The sequence below is a fragment of the Fluviibacterium sp. S390 genome (assembly GCF_049800695.1).
Classification (GTDB): domain Bacteria; phylum Pseudomonadota; class Alphaproteobacteria; order Rhodobacterales; family Rhodobacteraceae; genus Meridianimarinicoccus.
Window position 1 is genome coordinate 131,437 of sequence record NZ_JBNAFN010000005.1, and the last position, 22,907, is coordinate 154,343.

Here is a 22,907-nt window from a genome sequence, read left to right on the forward strand (position 1 = left end):
AACCGGGCGAAACGTCCGAATTTCTGGGAGGAAAACAAATGATCAACTGGAGCAAACGCTGCCTCATGGGGGTTGCCCTGGCGGGCATGACCGCGATGCCCGTCGTCGCGCAAGAAACGATTTCCGCGGTCGTGATTGACGGCTACCCCGACCGCTCGCTCTGGGTGCGGGAATTCAGCAATTTCTTCATTCCCGAAGTCGACCGCCGTCTGGCCGAGAACGGCAACTACGTCATGGACTGGCAAGAGAACTATGGCGGGTCCATCGTGAAGCCGCGCGGGGTGCTGGAAGGCATCCAACTGGGGCTGGGCGATATCGGGATCGTCACAACGATCTTCCATTCGTCCAAACTGCCCAGCCAGGGGATTTCCGCCGTGACGCCCTTCGTGTCATCGGATGCCCGCGCCGTGGCAAAGGCCGTGGACGAGATCGCGCGCGAATTCCCCACAATGCAGAACGAATTTGCGGCCCAGAACCAGGTCTACCTGGCCACCGGAGTGGTGCTGGACAGCTATCAGGTGTTTTCGTCGTCCGAAGTCGCCAGCCTCAAGGATCTTGAGAACAAGAAGATCGCGGGCGCGGGGATGAACCTGCGCTATCTCGAAGGCATCAATGGGGCAGCCGGCGTGCGTGGCGGGCTGACCGATTTCTACAACATGGTGCAGACGGGCCTTGTCGATGCTGCCATGCTTTGGCCCGAAGCCGGCGCGACGTTCAAGATCTCGGAGGTTGCCCCCTATATGCTGAGCGTCGATCTGGGCGCGGTGAACACCAAGACGGTCACGGTCAACCAGGACTATTGGAATGGCCTGCCCGACGAAGTGAAAGGCGTGCTGCAAGAGGTTGCCGTTGCATACCGCGACCATCTCGCCGGCATTGCCATGGATATCGCGGCGGACTCCGAAGCGGCCTATGTCGCGGCAGGTGGCACCATTGTCGAAGTCTCGCAAGAGGATCGCGCGGCCTGGGCAGCAGCGATGCCCAACATTGCGCAGGAATGGGCGCAGACCCTGAATGATGCGGGCGAACCGGGCAGCGAAATGCTGGCAGCCTATCTGGCCAAGCTGGAAGCCGAAGGCTTTGTCGGCGTGCGCGACTGGACCCAGCCCTGATCCCATGGCGACCCGACAACCGAGGCCGACAACATGCTGAAAACCGTGACGCTCGGCCTGAGCCGGGTCGCCAATGCCCTTGCGATCGCTGCCAACGCCATCGGAACCCTCGCGGTTCTGGCGTTGGTGGTCATCCTCAACGTCGATGTCATTGCGCGGGGGGTCTTCAGTTCCCCGCTCAAGGGCACCTACGAAATCGTTCAATTCTCGGTGGTGTTCATCGTCTTCCTGCAACTGGCCGATGTGGTGCGGGTTGACCGGCTGACTCGCTCGGACGGGTTTCTGAACCTGCTGCACGACCGCAGGCCGCGCCTGACCTCTGGACTGCGGCGGATCATCAACGCGGTCTCGGCCATCTTCATGGCGCTGATCGCCTACATCATGTTCCCCGAGTTCCTGCACATGTGGGAAACGCAGGACTATTTCGGCGTTCCGGGGCTGTTCACCCTGCCGTGGTGGCCGGTGAAACTGGTGATCGCGCTCGGCTGTGCCCTGTCCTGTGTGATCTTCATCCTCAAAGTTGTCTCAGCGCAGGATCGGCCGCAACTGGTCCGCGTTCCCGAACATGACGAGCCCAAAACATGAGCCCGATTGAAATTGGCCTGATCTCGGTCGCCGCGATCGTTTTCCTGATCTATGCCGGGGTCTACATTCCCGTGGCCCTGGGGATGGTGTCGTTCATCTCGATCTGGTTGATGCGCGACAACTTCACCCTGGCCCTGAACCTGCTGAAAGTCGCCGTTGGCGATTCGGCGATGGAATACAGTTTCGCCACGATCCCGCTGTTCACCTTCATGGGGCTGATCGTTTCAAAGGCCGGATTGGGCAGGGACATCTATGAAGTCATGACCTTGCGGTTCCGCAAGGTGAAGGGCGGCATCGGCATGGCAACGGTTGGCGCCAATGCCGTCTTCGCCGCGGTGACCGGATCCTCGATTGCCTCCGCCGCGGTCTTCACCAAGGTCTCGGTTCCGCAGATGATCGCCCAGGACTACAACCCGCGCTTTGCGGTGGGCGTAGTCGCGGGATCCTCGGTGCTGGGGATGATCATCCCGCCCTCGGCGATGCTGATCATCTATTCCTTCGTGTCCGAGCAATCGGTGGGCGACATGTTCCTGGCCGGTGTCATCCCCGGCATCATGCTGGCCATTGCCTATGTGGGGGCGATCTGGGTCATGGGCCGCTACACGCCCGGTTTCGTCGGGGGCCGCATGGTCGAGGACACCGAATGGATGTCGGGGCGCGAGATCGCCTCCAAGACCCTCCCGACGGTTTTCCTGATCACCATCGTACTGGGGGGCATCTACACCGGCTGGCTGACCGCGGTCGAGGCCGGCGCCGCCGGTGCTCTGGTCGCCCTGATCATCGCCCTGGTGCGCCGCTCGATGAGCCTGCGAACCTTCTGGGACGCCTTGCTGGAGACCGGCCACATCACCGCGGCGATCCTGTTCCTGATCACCGCCGCCTCGATCTACAGCCGGATGCTGGGCATGGCCGGTCTGCCGAACCAGTTGCAGGACCTGCTGGCAGGCAGCGAGGCTTCGTTCTGGGGCATCATGATCCTGTACATCCTGCTCATGCTGTTTCTGGGCACGCTTCTGGACACCGCCTCGATCATCCTGATCGTCGTGCCCCTGTTCCTGCCGCTCGTCGAAGCCCTTGACATGTCCCTGATCTGGTTCGGCATCGTCACGGTCGTCGGTGCCGAGATCGGGCTGCTCACGCCGCCCCTGGGGATCTCGTGCTTCGTGATCAAATCGACGCTGAATGATGACAGCATTTCGCTCAAGGACGTGTTCATGGGCGCGCTGCCCTTCGCCTTCGTCATGCTGATCATCCTGCTGATCCTGATCCAGTTCCCAACTCTCAGCCTTGCTCTCATCTAAGGAGACATCCGATGCGCAACGTCACCAAGGACAACATCACGGACGTGTTCAAAGGCTATCTGGCTAACGACATGGCACCCCGAACGCGGGAGGTCATGAGCGCATTGGTTCAGCACCTTCACGACTTCGCGCGAGAGACCAACCTGACGCACGAAGAATGGCGTCACGGCATCGCGTTCCTGCAAGGCTGTGCCGCGGTCGAGGCCGAGGACAGGCACGAATTCGTTCTGGCCTCGGATGTGCTGGGGCTGTCGTCGCTGGTGGACATGCTGCATTCCCAGGACAACGCGACATCCTCGTCGGTGCTGGGGCCGTTCCACGTATCGGGGGCCCCGCCGCTGGCGGTTGGCGGCGACCTGAAGCGCGATTTCGGCGGGCCGGTGTTGCTGGCCGAAGGGGTTATTCGGGATACCGATGGCAATCCCATTCCGAACGCCGAGATCGATATCTGGCAAACCGCCCCGAATGGTCTTTATGCCAGCCAGGACGAGAACCAGGACACCTATTCCTTTCACGGTCTCATGACCGTCGGTGCGGATGGCCGCTATGCCTTCACGACGGTCAAGCCGGTAGAATACACCGTGCCGTCGGATGGTCCGGTCGGTGAAATCCTGCGGGCCTGCGGTCGCCATCCGTGGCGGCCATCGCACCTGCATTACATCGTGAAGGCGCCCGGATTCCGGACGCTCGTGACGGAAATTTTCCCCGACGATGATCCGTATCTTGACGAGGATACCGTCTTTGGCGTGCGCGAGGATCTGGTCATGACCTATGTCGAAAAACCCGCCGGTGAATTCCCCGATGGGATAGAACTGTCGGGCAAGATCGATGCGCCCTTCCTTTACGTGAACTTCGACGTCATCCTCGCGGCTGAATAGAGCGGGCGGCGGCTTGACGACCGTTAAGGGGGCGCCGTGAACGGCGTGTCCGGCACGCGATCACCCCAGTGTCACCTTCACAGCGCACCACGCAACAAGGGGCCGACGGAGCGATCCATCGGCCCTTTATCCTGCCCACAAGCTTCGGGCCACAGCACTGCCAGCGGCGGCGGGCTCTTTTCCTCAGCCAGGTTCGTGGTTTTCAGAATTGCGCAAGATCCCGGATGCCCCGCGCGAACCCGCGCTGTGACGTCCAGGTCAAAAAGTGTTCAGGCTGTCTTGTCGTCCGGGAAAGGAAGGGCAATCCCGCAATCCGCCGCCAGGGTGTTCAGATCCCGGCGCAGCGCCGGGTTCAGCGTCAACCCGGTGGTGCGGCGCATCGCGGCCATGGCGGTCTTGCCATCCCCCGGTATGCGCACGGGATCACGGTCGGGCAGCGGGGTTGACGCGCGCATCTCGGCAAAGACCCTCGCCGCGGCTTCCGCGAAATCGCCGTGCAGGCCAAAGGCTGCCGGATCCAGCGCCACGACGAATTGCCCCGTGTTGGTGGAAGATGTCGTATCCTTGGTGAAATCCACCACGTCAGACCCGAAGGCGGCGCCGTTCAGCACCCCGGCCAGAAGGCCGATCGCCAGCGACAGGCCGTATCCCTTGGGCCCGCCGATGGGGAGAAGGAAGCCTTCGGACTTGCGGGCGGGATCGGTCAGGGGTTGACCGTCGCGACCCACCATCCAGCCCTCGGGCATGGGTTCGCCCTGTTGCAACAGGGTCTTGATCTTGCCCATGGCCGCCACGGTGGTCGCCATGTCGAAGACAAAGGGATCAGGCCCGGTCGAGGGGGCAGAGAAGGCAATCGGATTGGTGCCGATCAGCAGATCCGTGCCTCCATAGGGGGGCACGTGGTTGGCACTGCCCACGGCGGCCGAAAAGCCCAGCAAGCCGGCCTCGGCCAGCGGACGGACGTAAAGCGCCAGTGGGCCTGCGTGGTTGCCGCGCCGAACGCCCACCCATCCGACACCGACGGCCCGGGCCTTTTCGATGGCCAGATCGCGGGCGGCAACCATGGACAGGTGCCCCAGACCGTCATCGCCATCGATCACTGCCGTGGCGACGGTTTCCTGCGCGATGGTGATGTTGGGGGCGGGGTTGCAGCCGCCTCCCGCAAGCCGGGCAAGGTACTGGCGCAGACGAAAGACGCCATGGGTGCCGTAGCCGTAGATATCCGCCTCGACCATGAGGGATGCGACCGTTTCCGCATCCGCCGCAATGACACCGCGCGATGCAAGCGCCTGCGCCACGAACGCACGCAGTCGGTCGACGGCAATGGGAGAAAGCTCAGTAGTCACCGGCGCCAACCCTTTCCTTGTGCCAGAAGACAACCTTGCGTTGGGTCCATTGCACGATCAAGTACAACGCCAGTCCGACAAGGCTGAGATAGAGGATCAGGGAAAACACCCGGGGCGTGTTGAGCTGCGAGGCCGCGACCCGGATCAACTCGCCAAAGCCCTTGCCGCCACCCAGAAATTCCCCCGTGATCGCGCCAGCCATGACGCCAACGGCGCCGATTTTCACACCGGTGAAGATCTGCGGCAGGCCCGTTGGCAGCTTCATCTTGATCAGGGTCTGCATCCGGGTCGCCCCCATGGTCTTGAACAGCATCCGCGCGTTTTCATCTGCGGCGTGCAGACCCGCCGCGGTTCCGACGACGATGGGGAAGGTCGCGATGAAGGCCGCCAGGGCGACTTTGGATTCGATGCCAAAGCCCAGCCAGGCGACGAACAACGGCGCGAAGGCGACCTTGGGCATGGTGTCGATCGCCACCAGATAGGGCATCACGGCTTTTTCACCAAAGGCCGTTTCACCGACCAGAACGCCCAGCGAGAACCCGATGGCGATGGCCAGCGCGAAGCCATAGATCACTTCCTTGATCGTGATCCAGAGCGAGGTGAGCATATAGCCGCCGGTCAGGAGGTTCTTGCCCACGAAGATCATGTCGTTCAGCGTTTCCAGCGGCGTCGGCAGGATGATCGGGGACACAAGGCCAAAGCTCGTCACCAGTTGCCAGGTGCCGATGAACATGACGAAGACGAAGGTCATGGCGATCGAACGCGGAACCGAGTCGATGAAGGCGATTTCCTGGACCCAGACAGTGTCTTGCACCGTCTCGACGTCGGCGGACTGGTTGGTCTGAAGCTCGGTCACATGTCCTCTCCCTTGTCCAGCATGCCGCGGATGTGATCCACGATTTCGCCGAATTTCGGCGTCGTCATCATGTCGAGCGTGCGTGGGCGCGGCAGGTCGACCTTCACGATCTCGGCGATCCGGCCCGGCCGTGGTTTCATCACGACGATGTCGTCGGACAGGATCACGGCTTCCTGAATGGAGTGCGTGACCAGAAAGGCCGTCGCGTTCTGCTCCATGCAGATACGCTGCAATTCCATGTTCATCATGTCTCGCGACAGCTCATCCAGCGCGCTGAACGGTTCATCCAGCAATAGCACGGCGGGTTCGGTGATCAGCATCCGGCAGATCGAGGCACGCTGTGCCATGCCACCCGACAGCTCGTTCGGATAGACGTTTTCGAACCCTTTCAGACCCACGATGTCCAGAAGCTCATGCGCCTTGTCCATGGCCTTCCGGGCAGCGGCCTTGCCGTCGCGGATTTCGATCGGCAGCACGATGTTCTCGACAGCCGTCTTCCAAGGAAACAGCGTCGCCTGCTGGAACATCATCCCGATGTCGCGGCGGGGGCCGGTCACCGGCTTGCCTTGCAAGACAACACGGCCCTGCGTCGGCGGGATCAGTCCCGCCATGACCTTGAGAAGGGTAGATTTTCCACAGCCACTCGACCCGATGACGGACGTGAAGCTGCCTTTCTTCAGGGTCAGATCGACCTTCTCCAGCGCGACCACCAGGTTGCGCGCATAGGTCTTGCTGACGTTGGTCAGCTCATAGACCGGCGCGCCTACGGGCGCGCCGGAGTAATCAGTTGCCACTTCAGCGTTCATCCGCCGGCGGCCTCGCTGCCCATGGCGGCGAACTCGTTGGTCCAGGCGGCATCCAGGTCATCAAGAGGGGCCGCAATCTCGCCCCCGGCGACAAGGGCATCCTGCCATTCGGCCCAGACCTCTGCCGGGTACCAACCCAGATGCGGGCTGCCTTCGGGCGGGATCGTCTTGGACCGGACCGCATCGAACAGGGCGGACTGGAATTCAGGATCTTCGCCTTCCTGCGGATTGCCCGCTGCCAGATGTGCAAGCACGGCTTCCCGATTGGCGTCATCCAGTGCGAATGCATGACCACGGGCGAAGGCCCGGCTCCAGGCCTCGACCAGTTCGCGGTCATTGGCGATGGTGCCGGCCATGGTTGCAATGCCATTGCCGAAGAAGCGTCCGAATTCAGGGGGCGTGATGTCACGAACCTTCATGCCACGCTGGTTCAGGATGGCCGTGTCGGCGGTCGAGGCGGAATAGGCCGCGATTTCATCGTTCAGGAAGGCCGCAGTTGCGGGGCCGCCATCGCCTACGGTGAGGAATTCGAAATCTTCACCTTCGACCATGCCCGCGCTGGTCAACACGTTGCGGGCAAAGCCCACTTCTGCGCCATCGGCGGTGCCGGTGCCGATGATCTTGCCGCGCAGTTCCTCGACGTTCTGATAGTCGGAGTCTTCCTGCACGGAGATCCCGAAGTTGCTGCGGGCGGCCACGTTGTAGATGTGCACGGCCTCCACTCCGCGCGAGCGGGCCGCGATAAGCGGGCCGGGGCCGGGTCGCCCGAAATGGGCCTGACCTGCGGACAGGGCCTGCAACACCGCGCCGGAGCCGTTGATCGCCTCGACCGTGACCTTCAGACCTTCCTCTTCGAAGTAGCCTTCGCCAATCGCGACAAAGACAGGGAACGAGTTAATTGCGGACGGGCTTGGCTGAACGAAGGTGATCTCGCGCAAGTCCTGCGCGAAGGCGGTTGCTCCCATCAGGCATATTGCCGGCACAGCCGACAGCACCGAGGCTGTAAATGCTCTTCTCTTCATCATGGTGTTAGGTCCTCCCATTGGTCCTTTGATGAATCCCTTCCTCAAGCCACGCGGTGGCGAGGAAGAGACCTTTTATACGGCGCGCACGGTGTTGCTGAGCGTGCCGATCCCTGAAACTTCACAGACCACCGTGTCGCCGTGCTTGAGGAACTTCGGTGGGTCCATCGCATAGCCGACGCCCGAGGGGGTGCCGGTGGCAATGATGTCGCCCGGTTGCAGCGTCAGCCCTTCGGACAGGGCCGCAACAAGGGTCGGAATGTCGAAAATCATGTCGGCGGTGTTGCCGTCCTGACGTTGTTCGCCGTTGACCTTCAGACCGATCGACAGCGCATGCGGATCGGCAATCGCGTCGGCGGTTTCGATCCAGGGGCCCAGCGGGCAGGAGCCATCGAGCCCCTTGCCCTTGAAATACTGGCCACCGTGACGGCGCTGGATATCCCGCGCGGTGATATCGTTGAGGATCGTGTAGCCGAACACGTGATCCATGGCGTCCGCCTTGGAAATGTTGCGGCCAGCCGTGCCGATGACCACGGCCAGTTCGACCTCGTAGTCGATGCTGGTGGACACCTGCGGAAAGATCAGGACATCGCCACCGGGTGCCACGATGGCGGTCGGGGGCTTGGTGAAGAAGACCGGATGTTCGGTCACGCCGACGTTCTGCTTCTGGGCACGGTCGCCCTCGGCGATATGTTCGGCATAGTTTCGGCCAACGCAAAAGACGTTCTTGCGCGGTGTCGGGATCGGTGCTTGCAGGACAGCCTCTGCCGGGACAATCGCATCGGCGTGCTTGCCGGCCTCGGCATCGGCCACCAAGTCCTTCAGGGCAACAAGCGCATCGGCCCCGCCTTCGATGAGGCGCAGCATCGAGGCCCCTTGAAGCGCCCCGGCGCCGGGGCCTGTCAGACCCTGAGCCGCCTTGGCAATGTCCATCATCTTGTCGTTGTTCAATACCGCGGCGCAAACCTCTTGCCCGTCCACGGAAACCGTTGCCAGTCGCACTCGGCAATCCTCCCTCGTGCTGATTTCTGTGGTGGTTGCGCAAGAAAGCCTGCGACTCACCGCCACACTCCTTGCATGTAGTTTGAACGAGTCAGAGAGTGGATCAATCAACCAATCACTGAATTGGGCGGGCTAATGGCCGGGACGAACGACCTGTCGCAACGACTGCGCGACCTCATCGACAACGCGGGATACCGGCACAATGACCGCATCCCGCCTGAGCGCGAGTTGTGCAAGCGCCTGGGGACGACGCGGAACCAGATGCGTAAGGCGCTGTCCGAACTCGAAGCCCAGGGCCGCATCTGGCGTCATGTGGGGCGGGGCACCTTTGTGGGCGCGCGGCCGGTGCTCAATCTTCAGGACGTTACCTTTCTGCGCGACCTGATAAAGCCCGAACAGGTGGTGGCGGTCCGCCTGAATATCGAACCGGAGCTGAGCCGACTGGCGGCGCTCCACGCCCGGAAATCAGACCGCGAACAGATGAAACTCTGCGCTGACAAATGCCGGAACGCCGTGGATTGGCGCACGTACGAGGCTTGGGACAACAACCTGCACCACGCAATCGCCCGCGCCACGCAGAACCAGTTGTTCCTGTATTTTTTCGAAACGTTGAATTCGGTGCGGCGGTCCATCGTCTGGGGACAGCCGCGTGAAACGCTCGGGCCGGATGCCGACTATTCCAGTTTCCGCGAACATGATGAAATCGTGGCGGCCATCACGGCCGGAAAGGGGGATCTTGCCGCCAGCGCGATGCGGCGTCACCTGCATTCGGTCTACTCTCGTGTCTTGCCCGAAAGCGTTTCGGAGGAGGACTGACCGCGCCGAATGCCTGAACCAATCGGGAAAATGGTTGGCGTCACGGCCGTTGTGACGGCTTGCAAATCCCGCGCATACGCATCGAATAAACCGACATTGGCCGTGTCATGCCGGGGGAGTGCGACGCGTGTCATCACCGGTTCGACGGTTCCGCAACCGGAACCTGGAAATCAAACGCCCAGGAGGAAAGTAATGTCCGACTATGTGATTCCCGCGCCTCAGGTCCATGTCATCCCGACGGAGGGTGGCAAGGAATTCCCGGTGCGGCGCGTCTATTGCATCGGCCGCAACTTTGCGGCCCATGCCGTGGAAATGGGTCACGATCCAGATCGTGAACCGCCGTTCTTTTTCCAGAAGAACCCCAACAACCTGGATGCATCGGGGGAGTTTCCCTATCCGCCGCATTCTTCGGATGTGCATCACGAAGTGGAACTGCTGGTCGGCCTGAAATCCGGCGGCACGAATATTCCGCTGAGCGAGGCGCTGGACCATGTCTGGGGCTATGGCGTGTCGCTCGACATGACCCGCCGCGATCTGCAGGGCCAGATGAAGAAGATGGGGCGCCCGTGGGAGATTGGCAAAGCCTTCGAACGCTCCGGTCCGGTTGGCTCGCTGCGCCCGGTTTCGGCGGTCGGTCATCCAGATCAGGGGCGCGTGGCGCTTCTGGTGAACGGTGAATTGCGGCAGGAAGGCGACCTGAACCAGATGATCTGGAAGGTGCCGGAAATGATCTCCTACCTGTCGGAGTATTTCGAATTGGCAGCCGGTGATGTCATCATGGCGGGCACGCCGTCGGGTGTGAACGCTGTTGTGGCGGGCGACGTCATGGAAGCCACCATCGAAGGTGTCGGGACGCTCAACGTCAAGGTCGTGTGATCCTGCCACGATATCGGGTCGTGGCACGCCTTGACCCTATTGGCGCAGCCTTGGGGGGCAAGCGTGCCCGATCTTTCTGAAGCGGTGCCATTGCTGGCATTCCTTGTGGCCATCGGCGCGATGGCCGGCGTCCTTGCCGGCCTTCTGGGCGTCGGTGGCGGCATCATCCTTGTGCCCGCTTTCTACTATGCGTTTTCCTCCCTGGGATACGGGGGCGACTACATCATGCAGATTTCCATCGCGACGTCGCTGGCAACAATCGTCGTGACCTCGCTGCGGTCGGTCGCCAGCCACAACCGCAAGGGCGCCGTTCAATGGGACACCTTGAAAGGCTGGGCGCCGGGCATCGTGGCAGGCGCCATCCTTGGCGTGTCCGTAACCACCGTTTTGCGCACGTCCGTTCTGCAAGGTGTTTTCGGTGTTCTGGCGTTGCTGGTTGGAAGCTACATGCTGCTGGCGCGGGACAGCTGGCGACTGGGAAGGGCGATGCCCACCGGTGCGCTACGTCATGGCTTTGCCATGGCCGTCGGGGGGCTGTCCGTCGTGATGGGCATCGGGGGCGGGGCCTTCGGGGTCACGCTCCAGACGCTGTTTGGCCGGCCGATTCATCAGGCCGTTGCGACTGCGGCGGGGTTTGGCGTGTTGATCGCCGTGCCGTCGGTTGTGCTGTTCCTGTTCGTCAATCCGCCGACACATGCACTGCCGCCCTACACGGTCGGTGTGGTCAACCTGATCGCCTTTGCCATCATCGTGGGGATGACCTTGCTGACAGCACCCTTGGGCGTCTGGTTGGCGCATCGGACAGACCCCCGACCGCTCAAGCGGTACTTTGCGGTGTTCCTGATCTTCATGGCGCTGAACATGATCCGGAAGGCCGTGGGCTGGTCATAGCCGGCTTGCTGGTCCGGCAACCCGTCGCGCGGGGCTGGCTTACCCGGTGTTGGCGCTGCATCCATTCCGCTCGATGGCCGCGACGGCGCAGCGTTCATCATTGTCCGAACTGTCGCCGGTGATCCCGATGGCCCCGATCAGAATGCCGTCGCGTTCGATCAGGACACCGCCGGGAACCGGAACAAGATGGCCTCCGTTGAGCGCGTTCATCGCATCGATGAAATACGGCTGCTCCTGCGCGCGGTTGAAAAGCGCGCGCGACCCAAGACCCATGGCCACCGCGCCCTTGGCCTTGCCCTGCGCGATTTCGGGTCGAAGATTGCTGGTGCCGTCTTCGCGTTGCAGCGCCACCAGATGCCCGCCGGCGTCGATCACGGCGATTGTCAGCGGGTTCATGCGATTTGCGCGGCGATGGTCAAGCGCGGCGGCGATCAGGGCGTTGGCGAGGTCAAGGTTCATGTCAGGGCTTTCTGAAGGTCAGGTGGCCCGCTGGCAGTTTGTCTGCGCGCGGGGGCACCCATGGGCTTGTGGAAACGGTCAACCAAGAACTGGGACAGGGGGCGAGGTATTTCCGTTCCCATGGTCCCCATCCTAGCGGCATTCTTCTGCGGTGTGCCGGGATTATTCCGAGGTCTTGAGACACGGCATTGCGGCCAGCGGCGCGCCGGGGCCAGATGAGGGCAGGAGGAACACATCCCGCTCGGTTCTGAAGACCAACTTCATCCCCGCAAGGGCCTTCTTGCCGACCGGGGCCAAATCCGGCCTCCGGTGGTTGATGGTTGATGGTTGATGGTTGGCTGGTCGATGGCCTTCAGGCTGCGGTCTGGCACCGCGCTTGGCCCCGGAACCTGGAAGAAGTGTTTTCCCGCCTGACGCATCGGATTTGATCCTCCCAAGGCGCCGTAGGCTGGCGCGAACCCCTGTTGCCAGGGTGTAATTATGAATTCATAATTCAGTCAGTCGCCAATTTCTGCAGTGAAATCGGTGCCGGAATAGGGGAAACCCAAAGACACATGCGTGAAAATGCCCGTCTTTCCAGCCGTTTGCGCGGGGCTGTCACGGGCGATGTGATGGCCGACGCCGCATCACGTGCGCGCTACGCGACCGATGCCTCGATCTACCACATGGTGCCAGAGGCCGTGGTTGTGCCGCGGTCGGTGGAGGATATCGAGGCAACCATGGCCATCGCCCGCGAAGAAGGCACTCCGATCCTTCCACGCGGTGGCGGCACGTCGCAATGCGGGCAGACGGTCAACCGCGCCATCGTGCTGGACAACACCCGCCACCTGAACCGCATCCTGGACATCGACGCCGAAAACCTCACCGCACGGGTTCAGCCCGGCCTGGTTCTGGACGAGTTGAACCGCGCGCTGAAGCCGCACGGGCTGTGGTTTCCGGTCGATCCCTCCACCGCCTCGCGCTGCACGCTTGGGGGCATGGCCGCGAACAATTCATCGGGCGGCAAGTCCCTGCGCTATGGCATCATGCGCGACAACGTGCGGGCGATCTCGGCCCTTCTACCGGATGGAACGAAGGCGCAGTTCAACCGGGATGATCCCGCGCCGGGGTCCTATGCCGATCTGGTCAGCGACATGCGTGCCCTGGGGCGACGCGAGGCCGATGAAATTGCGGCGCGCTTTCCCACCGTGCAGCGCCGGGTGGGTGGCTACAACATCGACGTGCTGACCGGTGCGGATGTGAACATGGCGCATCTGCTGGTCGGCTCGGAAGGCTCACTGGCCTATTTCACGGAACTTGAGCTGAGCCTTGCGCCGCTGCAGGGGGAAAAGGTCATCGGTGTCTGCCACTTTCCGACCTTCTATGCCGCGATGGAGGCCGCGCAGCATCTTGTCACGCTGATGCCGCAGGCGGTGGAGTTGATCGACGACACGATGATTGCCCTGGGCCGCGAGATCCCGCTGTTCCGCAAGACCATCGAGGCCTTCGTCGAAGGCGACCCGGCCGCGCTGCTTCTTGTCGAATTTGCACAAGGCAGTGCTGCGGCCAATGCCGCCAAGCTTGCAGAACTGGCGCAGCTGATGGGCGATCACGGCTTTGCCTTCACCGGCGCAGGCGACCGCTGGGGCGGCGTTGTTCTTGTAACCGACACCGCCTTGCAGAACGCCATTGCCGAATACCGCAAGGCGGGCCTGAACGTGATGATGTCGATGAAAGAGGCAGGCAAGCCGATTTCCTTTGTCGAGGATTGCGCCGTCGCGTTGCCCGATCTTGCCGACTACACCCAAGGGGTGACCGAGATCTTCGCACGGCACGGCACCAAGGGCACATGGTATGCCCATGCGTCGGTCGGCTGTCTGCATGTGCGTCCCGTCCTCAACATGCGGCAGGACAAGGACGTCAAGACCATGCGGGCGATCGCGGAAGAGTGCTTTGACCTGGTCAAACGCTACAAGGGCTCGCATTCCGGCGAACATGGCGACGGGATCGCGCGCTCGGAATTCCATGAAAAGATGTTCGGCGCGCGGATCGTTTCGGCCTTCGAAGCGGTGAAATCGCGCTTCGATCCGGACGGCCTGATGAATCCCGGTAAGATCGTGCAGGCCCCGGCCCTGGATGACCGCAGGGTCTTCCGCTATGGCCCCGACTACGCCGTGCCGGAGTTTGAAACCGCGCTTGACTGGTCGGCATGGCCGGGTGCCGGCGGCGGGTTTCAGGGCGCCGTCGAGATGTGCAACAACAACGGCGCCTGCCGCAAGCTGAAGGGCGGCGTCATGTGCCCGTCGTTCCGCGCCACCCGCAATGAACGTGACACCACGCGCGGACGCGCCAACACCCTGCGCTTTGCGATCAGCGGGCAGATGCCCGGCGGGCTGACATCTGATGCCATGAACGACACCCTGAAATACTGCGTGTCCTGCAAGGGCTGCCGGCGCGAATGTCCCACCGGTGTGGACATGGCACGCATGAAGATCGAAGTGCTGGCCGCACGGCGCAAGCAACGGGGGATGACCCTTGCCGACAAGATGGTCGGCTACTTGCCGCACTATGCGCCGACGGCTGCGAAATTCGCGTGGCTGATAAACCTGCGCAACAGGATCGGGCTGGTGCGCAAACTGACGGAGCGGATCACTGGCATTTCGCACCGCCGCGCTGTTCCGGTCTGGTCCTCAAATCCTTTCCGTGATGACGAGGCGCAGGAGGCCAACCCGGACGTCCTGCTGTTCGCCGACGTCTTCAACAGGTACTTCGAGCCGGAGAACCTGGGCGCCGCCGTGCGTGTGCTGCGTGCAGCAGGCCTGCGGGTTGCGGTTGCGCGGGATGGCTCGGGCAGGGCGCTGGATTGCGGGCGGACCCTTCTGGCCGTGGGCTGTGTGGAAGAAGCAAGGGCCGAGGTGGCGCGGGTGATCGACGCGACGGCGGCAGCCGTCGCCAAGGGCATTCCGCTGGTGGGGCTTGAGCCGTCGTCGATCCTGACCTTCCGAGATGAAGCCTTGGGTTTGTGTCCCGGACCGGAGGCCGAGGCACTGGCGCAGTCCGCGCTGACATTCGAAGAGTTCCTTGTCCAACGGGCGAACCTGCCCCTGAAGTCTCTGAACAAGACGATCTATGTCCACGGCCATTGCCACCAAAAGGCCCATGATGCGGTGACGCCCTTGCTCGATCTGCTCAACCGTATCCCGCAGGCCGAGGTTTCCCTGATCGAAAGCGGGTGTTGCGGCATGGCGGGGGCCTTCGGCTATGCGCCCGACACCATCGACATCTCGCTCAAGATGGCGAACCTCGACCTGTTCCCGGCGCTTGCAGCGGCTCCGGAAGTCGCGGTTGTTGTGGCCAACGGCACCTCGTGCCGCCACCAAATCGCCGACGGCACCCCGCGCCGTGCGATGCACCTTGCCCGTCTGCTGGATCAGGTGATTGATGATTAGGCCGAAACCCATGCCCCTGACCGAGACCATCAAACGGCCCAGCCTGCACGAGGAACTTGTCGACAGGTTGCGCAACCTCGTGGTCGAAGACGCGTTGAAGCCCGGCGAGAAGGTGCCCGAGAAAGCGCTGTGCGAGTCTTTCGGCGTATCGCGCACACCGCTGCGGGAAGCGCTCAAGGTGCTCGCCTCGGAGGGCTTTGTCGTGCTGCAAGCCAATCGCGGCGCCCGCGTCGCAACAGTGACGCGGCAGGAGTTGGAAAACACTTTTCCGGTCATCGCGCGGCTGGAACAACTGGCCGGGGAACTGGCCTGCGACCATATCGATGCCGCGGGCATGGCATGGATCGAAGCGCGCCACGACGCGATGGCCAAAGCCTTCGACGCAAGAGATCGGCAATCGTATTTCCAGGCCAACCAGGATATTCACCAGGCCCTGATCCATGCCGCGAACAACGACATCCTGAAAGCGCATCACAAGCTTTTGGCAGCAAGGGTGCGCCGCGCCCGCTTCATGGCCAATCTGTCCGACGACCGCTGGGCGCAGGCCATCGAAGAACACGGCCGCATGATGGAGGCCCTGCGCCGGCGTGACGGCGAAAGCCTCGGCCAGGTGATGAAGCAGCACATGATGAACAAATTCGCCGCGCACATCAAAGCGATAGAGGACGAGGCTGACGAAGGCCCGGACAAATAGCACTGGCGGGGACTACCCGGCGCCGAACGCCAGCAGTCTTATCGATGGCGAAGAAGCGCGCTGGGGAGTTGCCCGGTCCAGCGCCGCATGGCACGGGTCAGGGTCGCCTGATTGGCATAGCCAAGGTCGTCTGAAAGCTCCTTGAGGGTCTGCACTTCGCCGCTTTGCAGGCGCTCCAGGGCGATGCGGGCGCGGGTGTTTTCCAACACGTCTGAAAAGCTTACCCCTTCGTCGCGCAAGCGGCGACGCAGGGTGCGCGGGCTCAAGTCCGCAGCGGCGGCGATCTTGTCCACCGTGGGCTTGGTATGGGGCAACATGGCGCCCATCAGCACCGACGCGGATCCCGCCAGACCGCAGCCGTGTGGCACAAGGGGGTGATCCGCGGTCGGGCTTTCCATGGCCGCCTTGATGACAGGCGCCGGGATCGGCCGGCTCGCGACGTCCCGATCGACCCAGATATCCAGTGCCCGGTTGTCCGAAGCCTGCAGGGACTCGCCCAGCCATGGGCGCAGATGCGACAGCCCGGCCCGCGGATGCGGGATCATCGAGACACGTGCGATGCTGGAAATATCCGAAGTGCCGCTTCGGCAGACCACGTCCACGAAGGCCGCGACGTATTGCTGGACCAGATGCAGCACCTCGTCCGAGCCGATGTTCAGGGTCCAGCCATCGCGTACATGCAGCGCGTCCCCGACGCTTTCGACAGAAAACAGCTCGTGCGTCACATGCAGCGGCATCATCCCGACCACACGCAGCAGCCCCTCGCGTACGGTCGGCCCGCGCAGGGCGGCATGGCCGATCAGCCCGATCTCGGCCACACTGCCAGCCCCGACGATGCGCCAAGCGACGTCCGGCCCTTCGGCCTGCGCGACGGCAACCAGCAACCGGATGGCACCCCGCAACGGCATCGGCAGCAACGGATCGGACTCGGGCAGCCACTCCAGTCCGGCCTGGGCCATGAACGGGGCGGGATCCTTGCCTTGGGACCGCAGCCAGCGGCGGATCGGGGTCACCGTTGCACCACGGATCAGGGGAATGCAGATGGACATTGGGGCGGTCCCCTTCCAATGGCCCACGCAATGGCCAGAAAAGTCAAATCGTGCACAAGTTGGCCTTCGGGATCAAGAGGCACAGGCATAGCCTGCGCCAAGTATCATTTCTGTTTCACCGCAGTTTCATCGCAATGCCCGGCGGGCTGAACCCGGCGGTGCCTTGTGCACAGGAGGCCAAATCCATGGCGCGAAGAAGAACCTTAGTATCCCTGGTCTGTTCCGGCTTGTTCCTGGCGACCGCAGCGGCGACACCGGCGGTCGCGCAGGCCCCGGTCGGATCCCCCGATGCGACCCGCACTCTCAGCGGCACGCAACTGCCCGCCCCGCCCATGGAATTCGGCGGCAAGATCGAACACGAAGCCCTGAAGTCCGAACCATGGTGGGCACCGCGCATCGTGCCGCCCAAGGATGCGCCCAACATCCTGCTCATCATCACCGATGACTCGGGCTTTTCGGTGCCCAGCACTTTCGGCGGGGTGATCCCGACCGACACCATGGACAAGCTGGCCGCCGAAGGGTTGAGCTATACGGCCATCCACTCCACCGCACTGTGTTCGCCGACCCGTGCCGCGCTGATCACCGGGCGCAATCACCATTCGGCAGGCTTCGGGGTAATCTCCGAGCAATCCACCGGGTACCCCGGCTACAACAGCATCATTTCCAAGGACAAGGCGACCATCGGGCGGATCCTGCTCGACAACGGTTATGCAACGTCGTGGTTCGGTAAGGATCACAACACCCCCGCCTTCCAGGCCAGCCAGGCCGGGCCCTTCGACCAGTGGCCCACGGGCATGGGGTTTGAGTATTTCTACGGGTTCGTCGGCGGCGACGCCAACCAGTGGCAGCCCAACCTGTTCCGCAACACCACCCAGATCTATCCGTTCAACCAGGCCGAGGGAGAATGGAACCTGGTCACCGCGATGGCCGATGACGCCATCGAGCACATCACGAACCTGCATCAGATCGACCCGTCGAAGCCCTTCTTCGTGAAATACGCGCCCGGCGCCACCCATGCCCCGCACCACCCGACCAAGGAATGGGTCGAGAAGATCGAGGCGATGCACCTGTTCGACGATGGCTACCAAGCGTTGCGCGAGACCATCTTCGAGAACCAGAAGAAAATGGGACTGGTGCCGCAGGATGCCACCCTGACCGAATGGCCCGCCGGCAAGCTGAAGCCCTGGGACGCGCTGACCGATACCGAGAAGAAGCTGTTCATCCGCCAGGTCGAGGTTTTCGCCGCCTATACCGCCTATAGCGACCACGAAATCGGCCGTGTCATTCAGGCGGTCGAAGACATTGGCGAACGCGACAACACGCTGATCATCTATATCAACGGCGACAACGGCACGTCGGCCGAAGGCGGCCCGCTGGGTACCTTCAACGAGGTGGCCTTCTTCAACGGGCTGAACGAAATCCCCGCCGAAACCCAGATGAAATGGTACGATGTCTGGGGCACCGAAGCGACCTACAACCACATGGCGGCAGGCTGGGCCTGGGCCTTTGACACGCCCTTCGACTGGTTCAAGCAGAACGCCTCGCGACTGGGCGGCATCCGCCAGAACATGGTGGTGTCCTGGCCCAATGGCATCGAGGAAAAAGGCGGACGCCGCGACCAGTTCATGCATGTGATCGACGTGGTGCCGACCATCCTTGAGGTCACCGGCATTGCCGCGCCCGAGGAGGTGGACGGGATCGCCCAGAAACCCATCGAAGGCACCAGCTTTGCCTATACCTTCGACGCTGCCAATGCCGACTCCCCCAGCCAGCACACGACCCAGTATTTCGAGATGTTCGGTCAATGGGCGCTGTATCACGAAGGCTGGCTGCTCAGCACCAAGGTGAACCGCGCGCCTTGGGAAATCAGCGGCGCCGCAAACCCCGATCCGCTGAACAATCAGGTGCTGGAGCTTTATGACCTGACCAGCGACATGAACCAGACAACCGACATCGCCAAGGATCACCCCGAAAAGGTGAAGGAACTGAAAGCGCTGTTCATCGATGAGGCGAACAAGTACCAGGTGTTCCCGCTGGATGCCTCGGTTCAATCGCGTCTTGTTGCGCCGCGTCCGAATATCACTGCCGGCCGTGACGAATTCGTCTACATCAAGCCGATGGTGGGTCTGCCGCAGGGCGACTCGCCGCTGCTGCTGAACACCTCCTACACGATCACCGCCGAGATCGACGTGCCGGAAGGCGGCGCCGAGGGCATGATCCTGACCTCGGGCGGGCGTTTTGGTGGCTATGGTTTCTACCTGAAGGATGGCAAGCCGGTGTTCCTGTGGAACATGGTCGATCTTGAGCGCATCAAATGGGAAGGCAAGGACGCCCTTGCGCCGGGCAAGCATACCGTCGAATTCGACTTCAAATATGACGGGCTGGGCACCGGGACGCTGGCCTACAACAATTCCAGCGGCATCGGCAAAGGCGGCACGGGCACCCTCAAGGTCGACGGCACAGTGGTCGACAGCAAGGCGATGAAGAACACCTTGCCGATCATCCTGCAGTGGGATGAGAGCTTTGACATCGGATCCGACACGCTGACCGGGGTCAATGATGCCGACTACACGCCGCCCTTCGCCCTGACCGCAAAGCTGGACAAGCTGACCGTCAAGATGGATCAGCCACAGTTGAGCGAAGCCGACAAGAAGACGCTGGAAGAAGCGCTGCAAAAAGCCAGCGATTGATCCGCAACGTCGGCCGGGGTGTGACCCGGCCGACGTCTCCCTTCGGGGTTTGGGTCATCGAGTTCGCGCCAAGCGCGGCCTTTGGCCAAAAGCTCCCGAGGTGGCATCACTGCCCAAATCGCCTTGAGGGAGACACCGCGTGATCCCAGCATGTGCGGTAGGCAACCGGGTTTGTGGAAAGCCTCTTGCGGCTGGCAAGGAAAGCTGAACGAGAGAGTGCCTTGGCCCGCTGAACGTTCTGATCCACAGCACCGGCATCAAGGCCGCCAGCAAAGTGGCACACGGGTGCCACTTTGCCTGTTGGCAGCTCAACTTTCGTCGGGCAGCGCCACAACGGCGATCATTTCGACCCGCATGCCCGGACGGGCCAGTGCAACACCGCCGGTCGCGCGGGCAGGCGGGGCGTCACGGCTGACCCATTCATCCCAGACGGCGTTCATGCCCTGGAAATCCGCCATGTCGGACAACCATACCTGGACAGAGGCGATATCGGCCTTGGTTGCGCCAAGTTCTTCGACAACCTTGTCCAACTTGCCCAGGACCTGGCGGGTCTGCTCCGTGATATCCGCGGCCAGATCATCCGGAACCTGCCCGGCAAGGAAGGCAACATTTCCGATACAGACCGCTTGGCTCATGCGGGGACCTGGGGTGAGGCGTTTGAGTGACATCTGGTTTCCTTTCGAGTCAATCGTTGTCGTCAAGAGTAGATCCAGCGCCTGCGCGCGACTGTTCCGACGCCGGAACCGTCGTGCGCATGGCAAAGGTGTTGAGCATGGAAATGGTGTCAGCGCCGGTGTTGGCTTTGGGCGATTGGCCTGCGGGCGGGTCTGTCGCCACACCCTGCTGTGCGGTCAGCGAAAGCTCAGCCTCGGACGGCAACGCGGCAAGCGCGCCTGATGCTGTTTCCGGCCAATCTGACCCCTGCCCAACAACGACCGAGCCGCCGGCCCAGGACACGGTGATCGAAACACCGTTCTTCTGGGCGATGTTGGCAAGGAAGGGCAACATGAGGATCGGACAATCCACCTTGCCTAGGGTGATCGAACAGTCCGCCACGGGACCGTCCGACAAGGCGGCGTAGTCGCACAGCGTTGCACCCAGAACGATCGGACACAGCGCGCGACCGCCTGCGGCGCGCCAGTCGCCCCGCGCAACACTCGGGCACAGCTCTGCCCATTCGCGCCCCTGGGCCTGCTTGAGATGGGTGCAAAGATAGCCGGGGCCGTCGATCCCGTGCATGGCCAGCCAGGCGGCAGCGAACCCGGCCTCTTCGGCCATGCCCCAGCTCATCCCCGCGCCGCGGGCCGCCTTCATGCAAAGCGATGCAACTTCATTGCGCGACAAGGGTGCTGCTTGGTTGTCCTGGAAAAAAGGCGTGGAATCGCCGCGCGTCTGGTCGTGAGGTTGCGTGTTCATGTGGACTTCTCCGCTTGGACGTCGTCGGGATAGGGCGCGCCCTGAAACAGGTTGATGCGAACCCAGCGATCCGACCGCGGATCGAACTGGTTTGCCCCGAAGAATGCCAACTTGCAGCGCAAAAGGTCGATGGGCAGCATGTCGGCCGCTATCAGGTTGTCATGGACTTCCGCAAAGGGGTGGTGCTGCGCGATCTGGGCACGGCGCACGGTGTAGCGATGCTCAGGGTGGGCCAAAAGAAGGGATGCGACCGGGGTCGCGTCGTCAAACCCCTGCAATGCCGCATACAACTCGGCGATCAGTCGGGCGATGCACAGCGGTTGTTCCAGGGTCGCCCCTTCTTCCGAGGCGCGCTCGCCCAGGCGAGGTTCCAGCTTTTCCTCGGACACGTACCAGAACCGAGCGATGTTCTCGGGCGAGGTGAAATCGATCGACAGCGCCCAGGCGTATTCGGATTCCAGGATGGCCCGCAAATCCTTGATCGGCATTGACCCGTTCAACCGGAAGGTTGCCGCTTCGTCGGCCCCCATATGATCGGCAAGATCGTCCACCAGGTCTCCATGCGGCTCCAGCATCAGAGCCAACAGCGCCTCTTGCCCTTCGTGACTCAGGGTCTCGGAGCCCCATGTCCACAGCGCATCCCAGGGACGGGGTTGCTGTGTATCCCAGTCAGACAGTTTGTCCGATACCATGGCAAGATCACGGCGCAGGTCGTGCAGTTTTTCGACTTGAACAGGATGCACCGACCGCCAGATGTCGGCATTCCGGATCGCCGCATCCAGGGCTTTGCCCATCCCGGCCACGGCGTCGTCTGCCGCGCCGGGCTGAGCGCGCACCCGCGCCAGTGCCTCTTCGCGGGCCATGATCCAGTTGTTCAGGAGCACCGGATGCCGGACGATGAACGGTGCCATGCCCAGCCCGGTGGAGTTGCCGACACCAAGCATCCGGCGGATCTCGGGGCTCAGCCCGACCGCGCGATCCCCGCCTTTGACGGCCGCCATGTGTTCAGCAATATCGACCGTAAAGGCACGGATCAGCCACACTGTCAGCATCTCGACCTGAAACGGGGCCGCAAGTTCGGGGCGCGCGGCAATGTCGTCACGGTCCGCCGCGCCGAATTTTCCGGAACCGTAGACAGCCGTCGTCCGCATTAGATAGCCGACAGCGGCGATTTCCTCGGGGTCCGGCTGTTGGCCTTGCGAGAGCGCGCCGACCACATGGTCGAACAGCCGAACCGAGCGGTTCGCGCGGGCCAGGGTGAGTTCCGTGGGGCTGATCCGGCCGGCTTCCTGCAAGGGGACATTGTCGCCAAGCCGGACAATATCCTCGGGCGACGGATCACCGTCGAACAGTGTGAAAGTCGCATCCCAGGCGGTCGCGATCACCCGGTCCGAGCGCATCTCGGCAGGCAGGTCATGGGAAAATGCGACAAGGCTGTAGGTCCGTTCGGCACCCTTGACCCGGTACACCGCATGACCGACCCCCTTCGCATCAACTTCCCAGACCGGACGGTCGATAACCCAATCCTCGTCGGTCAACCGCCGCAGAAGCACACGGAGGAAGGACAAACGGGTCGGATGGCTGCTGCCCATCCGCGCAAGTCGCATGACTTCTGATGCCGGACGCCGGAATGCGGCGGTTTCCGAAGACGAATTCTGATCTTGTAGGGACATCGCATTT

20 protein-coding genes are annotated in these 22,907 nt (G+C 62.5%); 10 read left to right on the forward strand and 10 right to left on the reverse strand.

Annotation, left to right across the window (positions count from 1 at the left end; translation table 11 throughout):
* Window positions 1–38 precede the first annotated feature (38 nt).
* Genes ACP15K_RS05940 through ACP15K_RS05955 form a run of 4 tightly spaced genes read left to right on the forward strand, consistent with a single transcriptional unit; the run spans window position 39 to window position 3,876 of the window.
* A complete protein-coding gene (locus tag ACP15K_RS05940; RefSeq protein WP_193142412.1) occupies window positions 39–1,112 on the forward strand; it encodes a C4-dicarboxylate TRAP transporter substrate-binding protein in 1,074 nt (357 codons plus the stop codon).
* A 33-nt stretch (window positions 1,113–1,145) separates the two neighbouring features.
* On the forward strand, window positions 1,146–1,697 hold the full coding sequence (locus tag ACP15K_RS05945) for a TRAP transporter small permease subunit (RefSeq protein WP_193142411.1): 552 nt from the start codon (window positions 1,146–1,148) through the stop codon (window positions 1,695–1,697).
* Window positions 1,694–2,998: a TRAP transporter large permease gene (locus tag ACP15K_RS05950; protein ID WP_424990050.1), complete on the forward strand. Its 1,305-nt coding sequence runs from the start codon at window positions 1,694–1,696 to the stop codon at window positions 2,996–2,998. Before ACP15K_RS05945 ends, ACP15K_RS05950 begins: the two co-directional genes overlap by 4 nt.
* 11 nt (window positions 2,999–3,009) lie before the next feature.
* Window positions 3,010–3,876 carry a dioxygenase gene (locus ACP15K_RS05955; protein ID WP_424990052.1) on the forward strand — a complete coding sequence of 289 codons (867 nt, stop codon included), beginning with the start codon at window positions 3,010–3,012 and terminating at the stop codon, window positions 3,874–3,876.
* A 269-nt stretch (window positions 3,877–4,145) separates the two neighbouring features.
* Here ACP15K_RS05955 and ACP15K_RS05960 read toward each other — a convergent pair whose 3' ends face one another.
* From ACP15K_RS05960 to ACP15K_RS05980, 5 genes are all read right to left on the reverse strand, one after another.
* Window positions 4,146–5,222, reverse strand: coding sequence for an Ldh family oxidoreductase (locus tag ACP15K_RS05960; RefSeq protein ID WP_424990053.1), 1,077 nt, complete (start codon window positions 5,220–5,222; stop codon window positions 4,146–4,148).
* Entirely contained in the window at window positions 5,212–6,078 is an 867-nt protein-coding gene (locus ACP15K_RS05965; protein WP_319022485.1) for an ABC transporter permease, read from the reverse strand. Before ACP15K_RS05965 ends, ACP15K_RS05960 begins: the two co-directional genes overlap by 11 nt.
* On the reverse strand, window positions 6,075–6,884 hold the full coding sequence (locus ACP15K_RS05970; protein ID WP_193142408.1) for an ABC transporter ATP-binding protein: 810 nt from the start codon (window positions 6,882–6,884) through the stop codon (window positions 6,075–6,077). Before ACP15K_RS05970 ends, ACP15K_RS05965 begins: the two co-directional genes overlap by 4 nt.
* Window positions 6,881–7,849 carry an ABC transporter substrate-binding protein gene (locus tag ACP15K_RS05975; RefSeq protein WP_424990054.1) on the reverse strand — a complete coding sequence of 323 codons (969 nt, stop codon included), beginning with the start codon at window positions 7,847–7,849 and terminating at the stop codon, window positions 6,881–6,883. Before ACP15K_RS05975 ends, ACP15K_RS05970 begins: the two co-directional genes overlap by 4 nt.
* Before the next feature lie 132 nt (window positions 7,850–7,981).
* On the reverse strand, window positions 7,982–8,908 hold the full coding sequence (locus ACP15K_RS05980) for a fumarylacetoacetate hydrolase family protein (RefSeq protein ID WP_319022484.1): 927 nt from the start codon (window positions 8,906–8,908) through the stop codon (window positions 7,982–7,984).
* A gap of 135 nt (window positions 8,909–9,043) precedes the next feature.
* Here ACP15K_RS05980 and ACP15K_RS05985 point away from each other — a divergent pair, with 135 nt between their 5' ends.
* The 3 genes from ACP15K_RS05985 to ACP15K_RS05995 all read left to right on the forward strand — a co-directional run bounded on the left by ACP15K_RS05985 (window position 9,044) and on the right by ACP15K_RS05995 (window position 11,491).
* Complete coding sequence (locus ACP15K_RS05985) at window positions 9,044–9,724, forward strand: FadR/GntR family transcriptional regulator (RefSeq protein WP_193142406.1); 681 nt, start codon at window positions 9,044–9,046, stop codon at window positions 9,722–9,724.
* A 192-nt stretch (window positions 9,725–9,916) separates the two neighbouring features.
* The gene (locus tag ACP15K_RS05990; RefSeq protein WP_424990055.1) at window positions 9,917–10,600 is read left to right on the forward strand and encodes a fumarylacetoacetate hydrolase family protein; all 684 of its coding nucleotides are present in this window, start codon (window positions 9,917–9,919) and stop codon (window positions 10,598–10,600) included.
* A gap of 63 nt (window positions 10,601–10,663) precedes the next feature.
* Window positions 10,664–11,491, forward strand: coding sequence for a sulfite exporter TauE/SafE family protein (locus tag ACP15K_RS05995; RefSeq protein WP_424990056.1), 828 nt, complete (start codon window positions 10,664–10,666; stop codon window positions 11,489–11,491).
* Between the two features lie 39 nt (window positions 11,492–11,530).
* On the opposite strand, the gene ACP15K_RS06000 is transcribed toward ACP15K_RS05995, so the two are convergent.
* Window positions 11,531–11,950: a GlcG/HbpS family heme-binding protein gene (locus tag ACP15K_RS06000; RefSeq protein WP_193142404.1), complete on the reverse strand. Its 420-nt coding sequence runs from the start codon at window positions 11,948–11,950 to the stop codon at window positions 11,531–11,533.
* A gap of 554 nt (window positions 11,951–12,504) precedes the next feature.
* Here ACP15K_RS06000 and ACP15K_RS06005 point away from each other — a divergent pair.
* Both ACP15K_RS06005 and ACP15K_RS06010 read left to right on the forward strand, forming a co-directional pair.
* A complete protein-coding gene (locus ACP15K_RS06005; protein ID WP_424990057.1) occupies window positions 12,505–15,378 on the forward strand; it encodes an FAD-binding and (Fe-S)-binding domain-containing protein in 2,874 nt (957 codons plus the stop codon).
* Window positions 15,379–15,388: 10 nt separating this feature from the next.
* Window positions 15,389–16,072 (forward strand): GntR family transcriptional regulator, encoded by a 684-nt coding sequence (locus tag ACP15K_RS06010; protein WP_193142401.1) that lies wholly within the window; start codon window positions 15,389–15,391, stop codon window positions 16,070–16,072.
* Window positions 16,073–16,110: 38 nt separating this feature from the next.
* Here ACP15K_RS06010 and ACP15K_RS06015 read toward each other — a convergent pair whose 3' ends face one another.
* Window positions 16,111–17,121, reverse strand: a complete 1,011-nt coding sequence (locus tag ACP15K_RS06015; RefSeq protein WP_424990058.1) for a helix-turn-helix domain-containing protein — start codon at window positions 17,119–17,121, stop codon at window positions 16,111–16,113.
* A 185-nt stretch (window positions 17,122–17,306) separates the two neighbouring features.
* Here ACP15K_RS06015 and ACP15K_RS06020 point away from each other — a divergent pair, with 185 nt between their 5' ends.
* Complete coding sequence (locus tag ACP15K_RS06020) at window positions 17,307–19,811, forward strand: arylsulfatase (RefSeq protein WP_424990059.1); 2,505 nt, start codon at window positions 17,307–17,309, stop codon at window positions 19,809–19,811.
* A gap of 308 nt (window positions 19,812–20,119) precedes the next feature.
* Here ACP15K_RS06020 and ACP15K_RS06025 read toward each other — a convergent pair whose 3' ends face one another.
* From ACP15K_RS06025 to ACP15K_RS06035, 3 genes are read right to left on the reverse strand one after another with little or no spacing between them, the layout of a single operon-like run.
* Window positions 20,120–20,479: a RidA family protein gene (locus tag ACP15K_RS06025; protein ID WP_193142398.1), complete on the reverse strand. Its 360-nt coding sequence runs from the start codon at window positions 20,477–20,479 to the stop codon at window positions 20,120–20,122.
* Window positions 20,480–20,495: 16 nt separating this feature from the next.
* Complete coding sequence (locus ACP15K_RS06030; protein WP_193142397.1) at window positions 20,496–21,227, reverse strand: DUF3726 domain-containing protein; 732 nt, start codon at window positions 21,225–21,227, stop codon at window positions 20,496–20,498.
* The gene (locus ACP15K_RS06035; protein ID WP_424990060.1) at window positions 21,224–22,900 is read right to left on the reverse strand and encodes a hypothetical protein; all 1,677 of its coding nucleotides are present in this window, start codon (window positions 22,898–22,900) and stop codon (window positions 21,224–21,226) included. Before ACP15K_RS06035 ends, ACP15K_RS06030 begins: the two co-directional genes overlap by 4 nt.
* Window positions 22,901–22,907 lie beyond the last annotated feature (7 nt).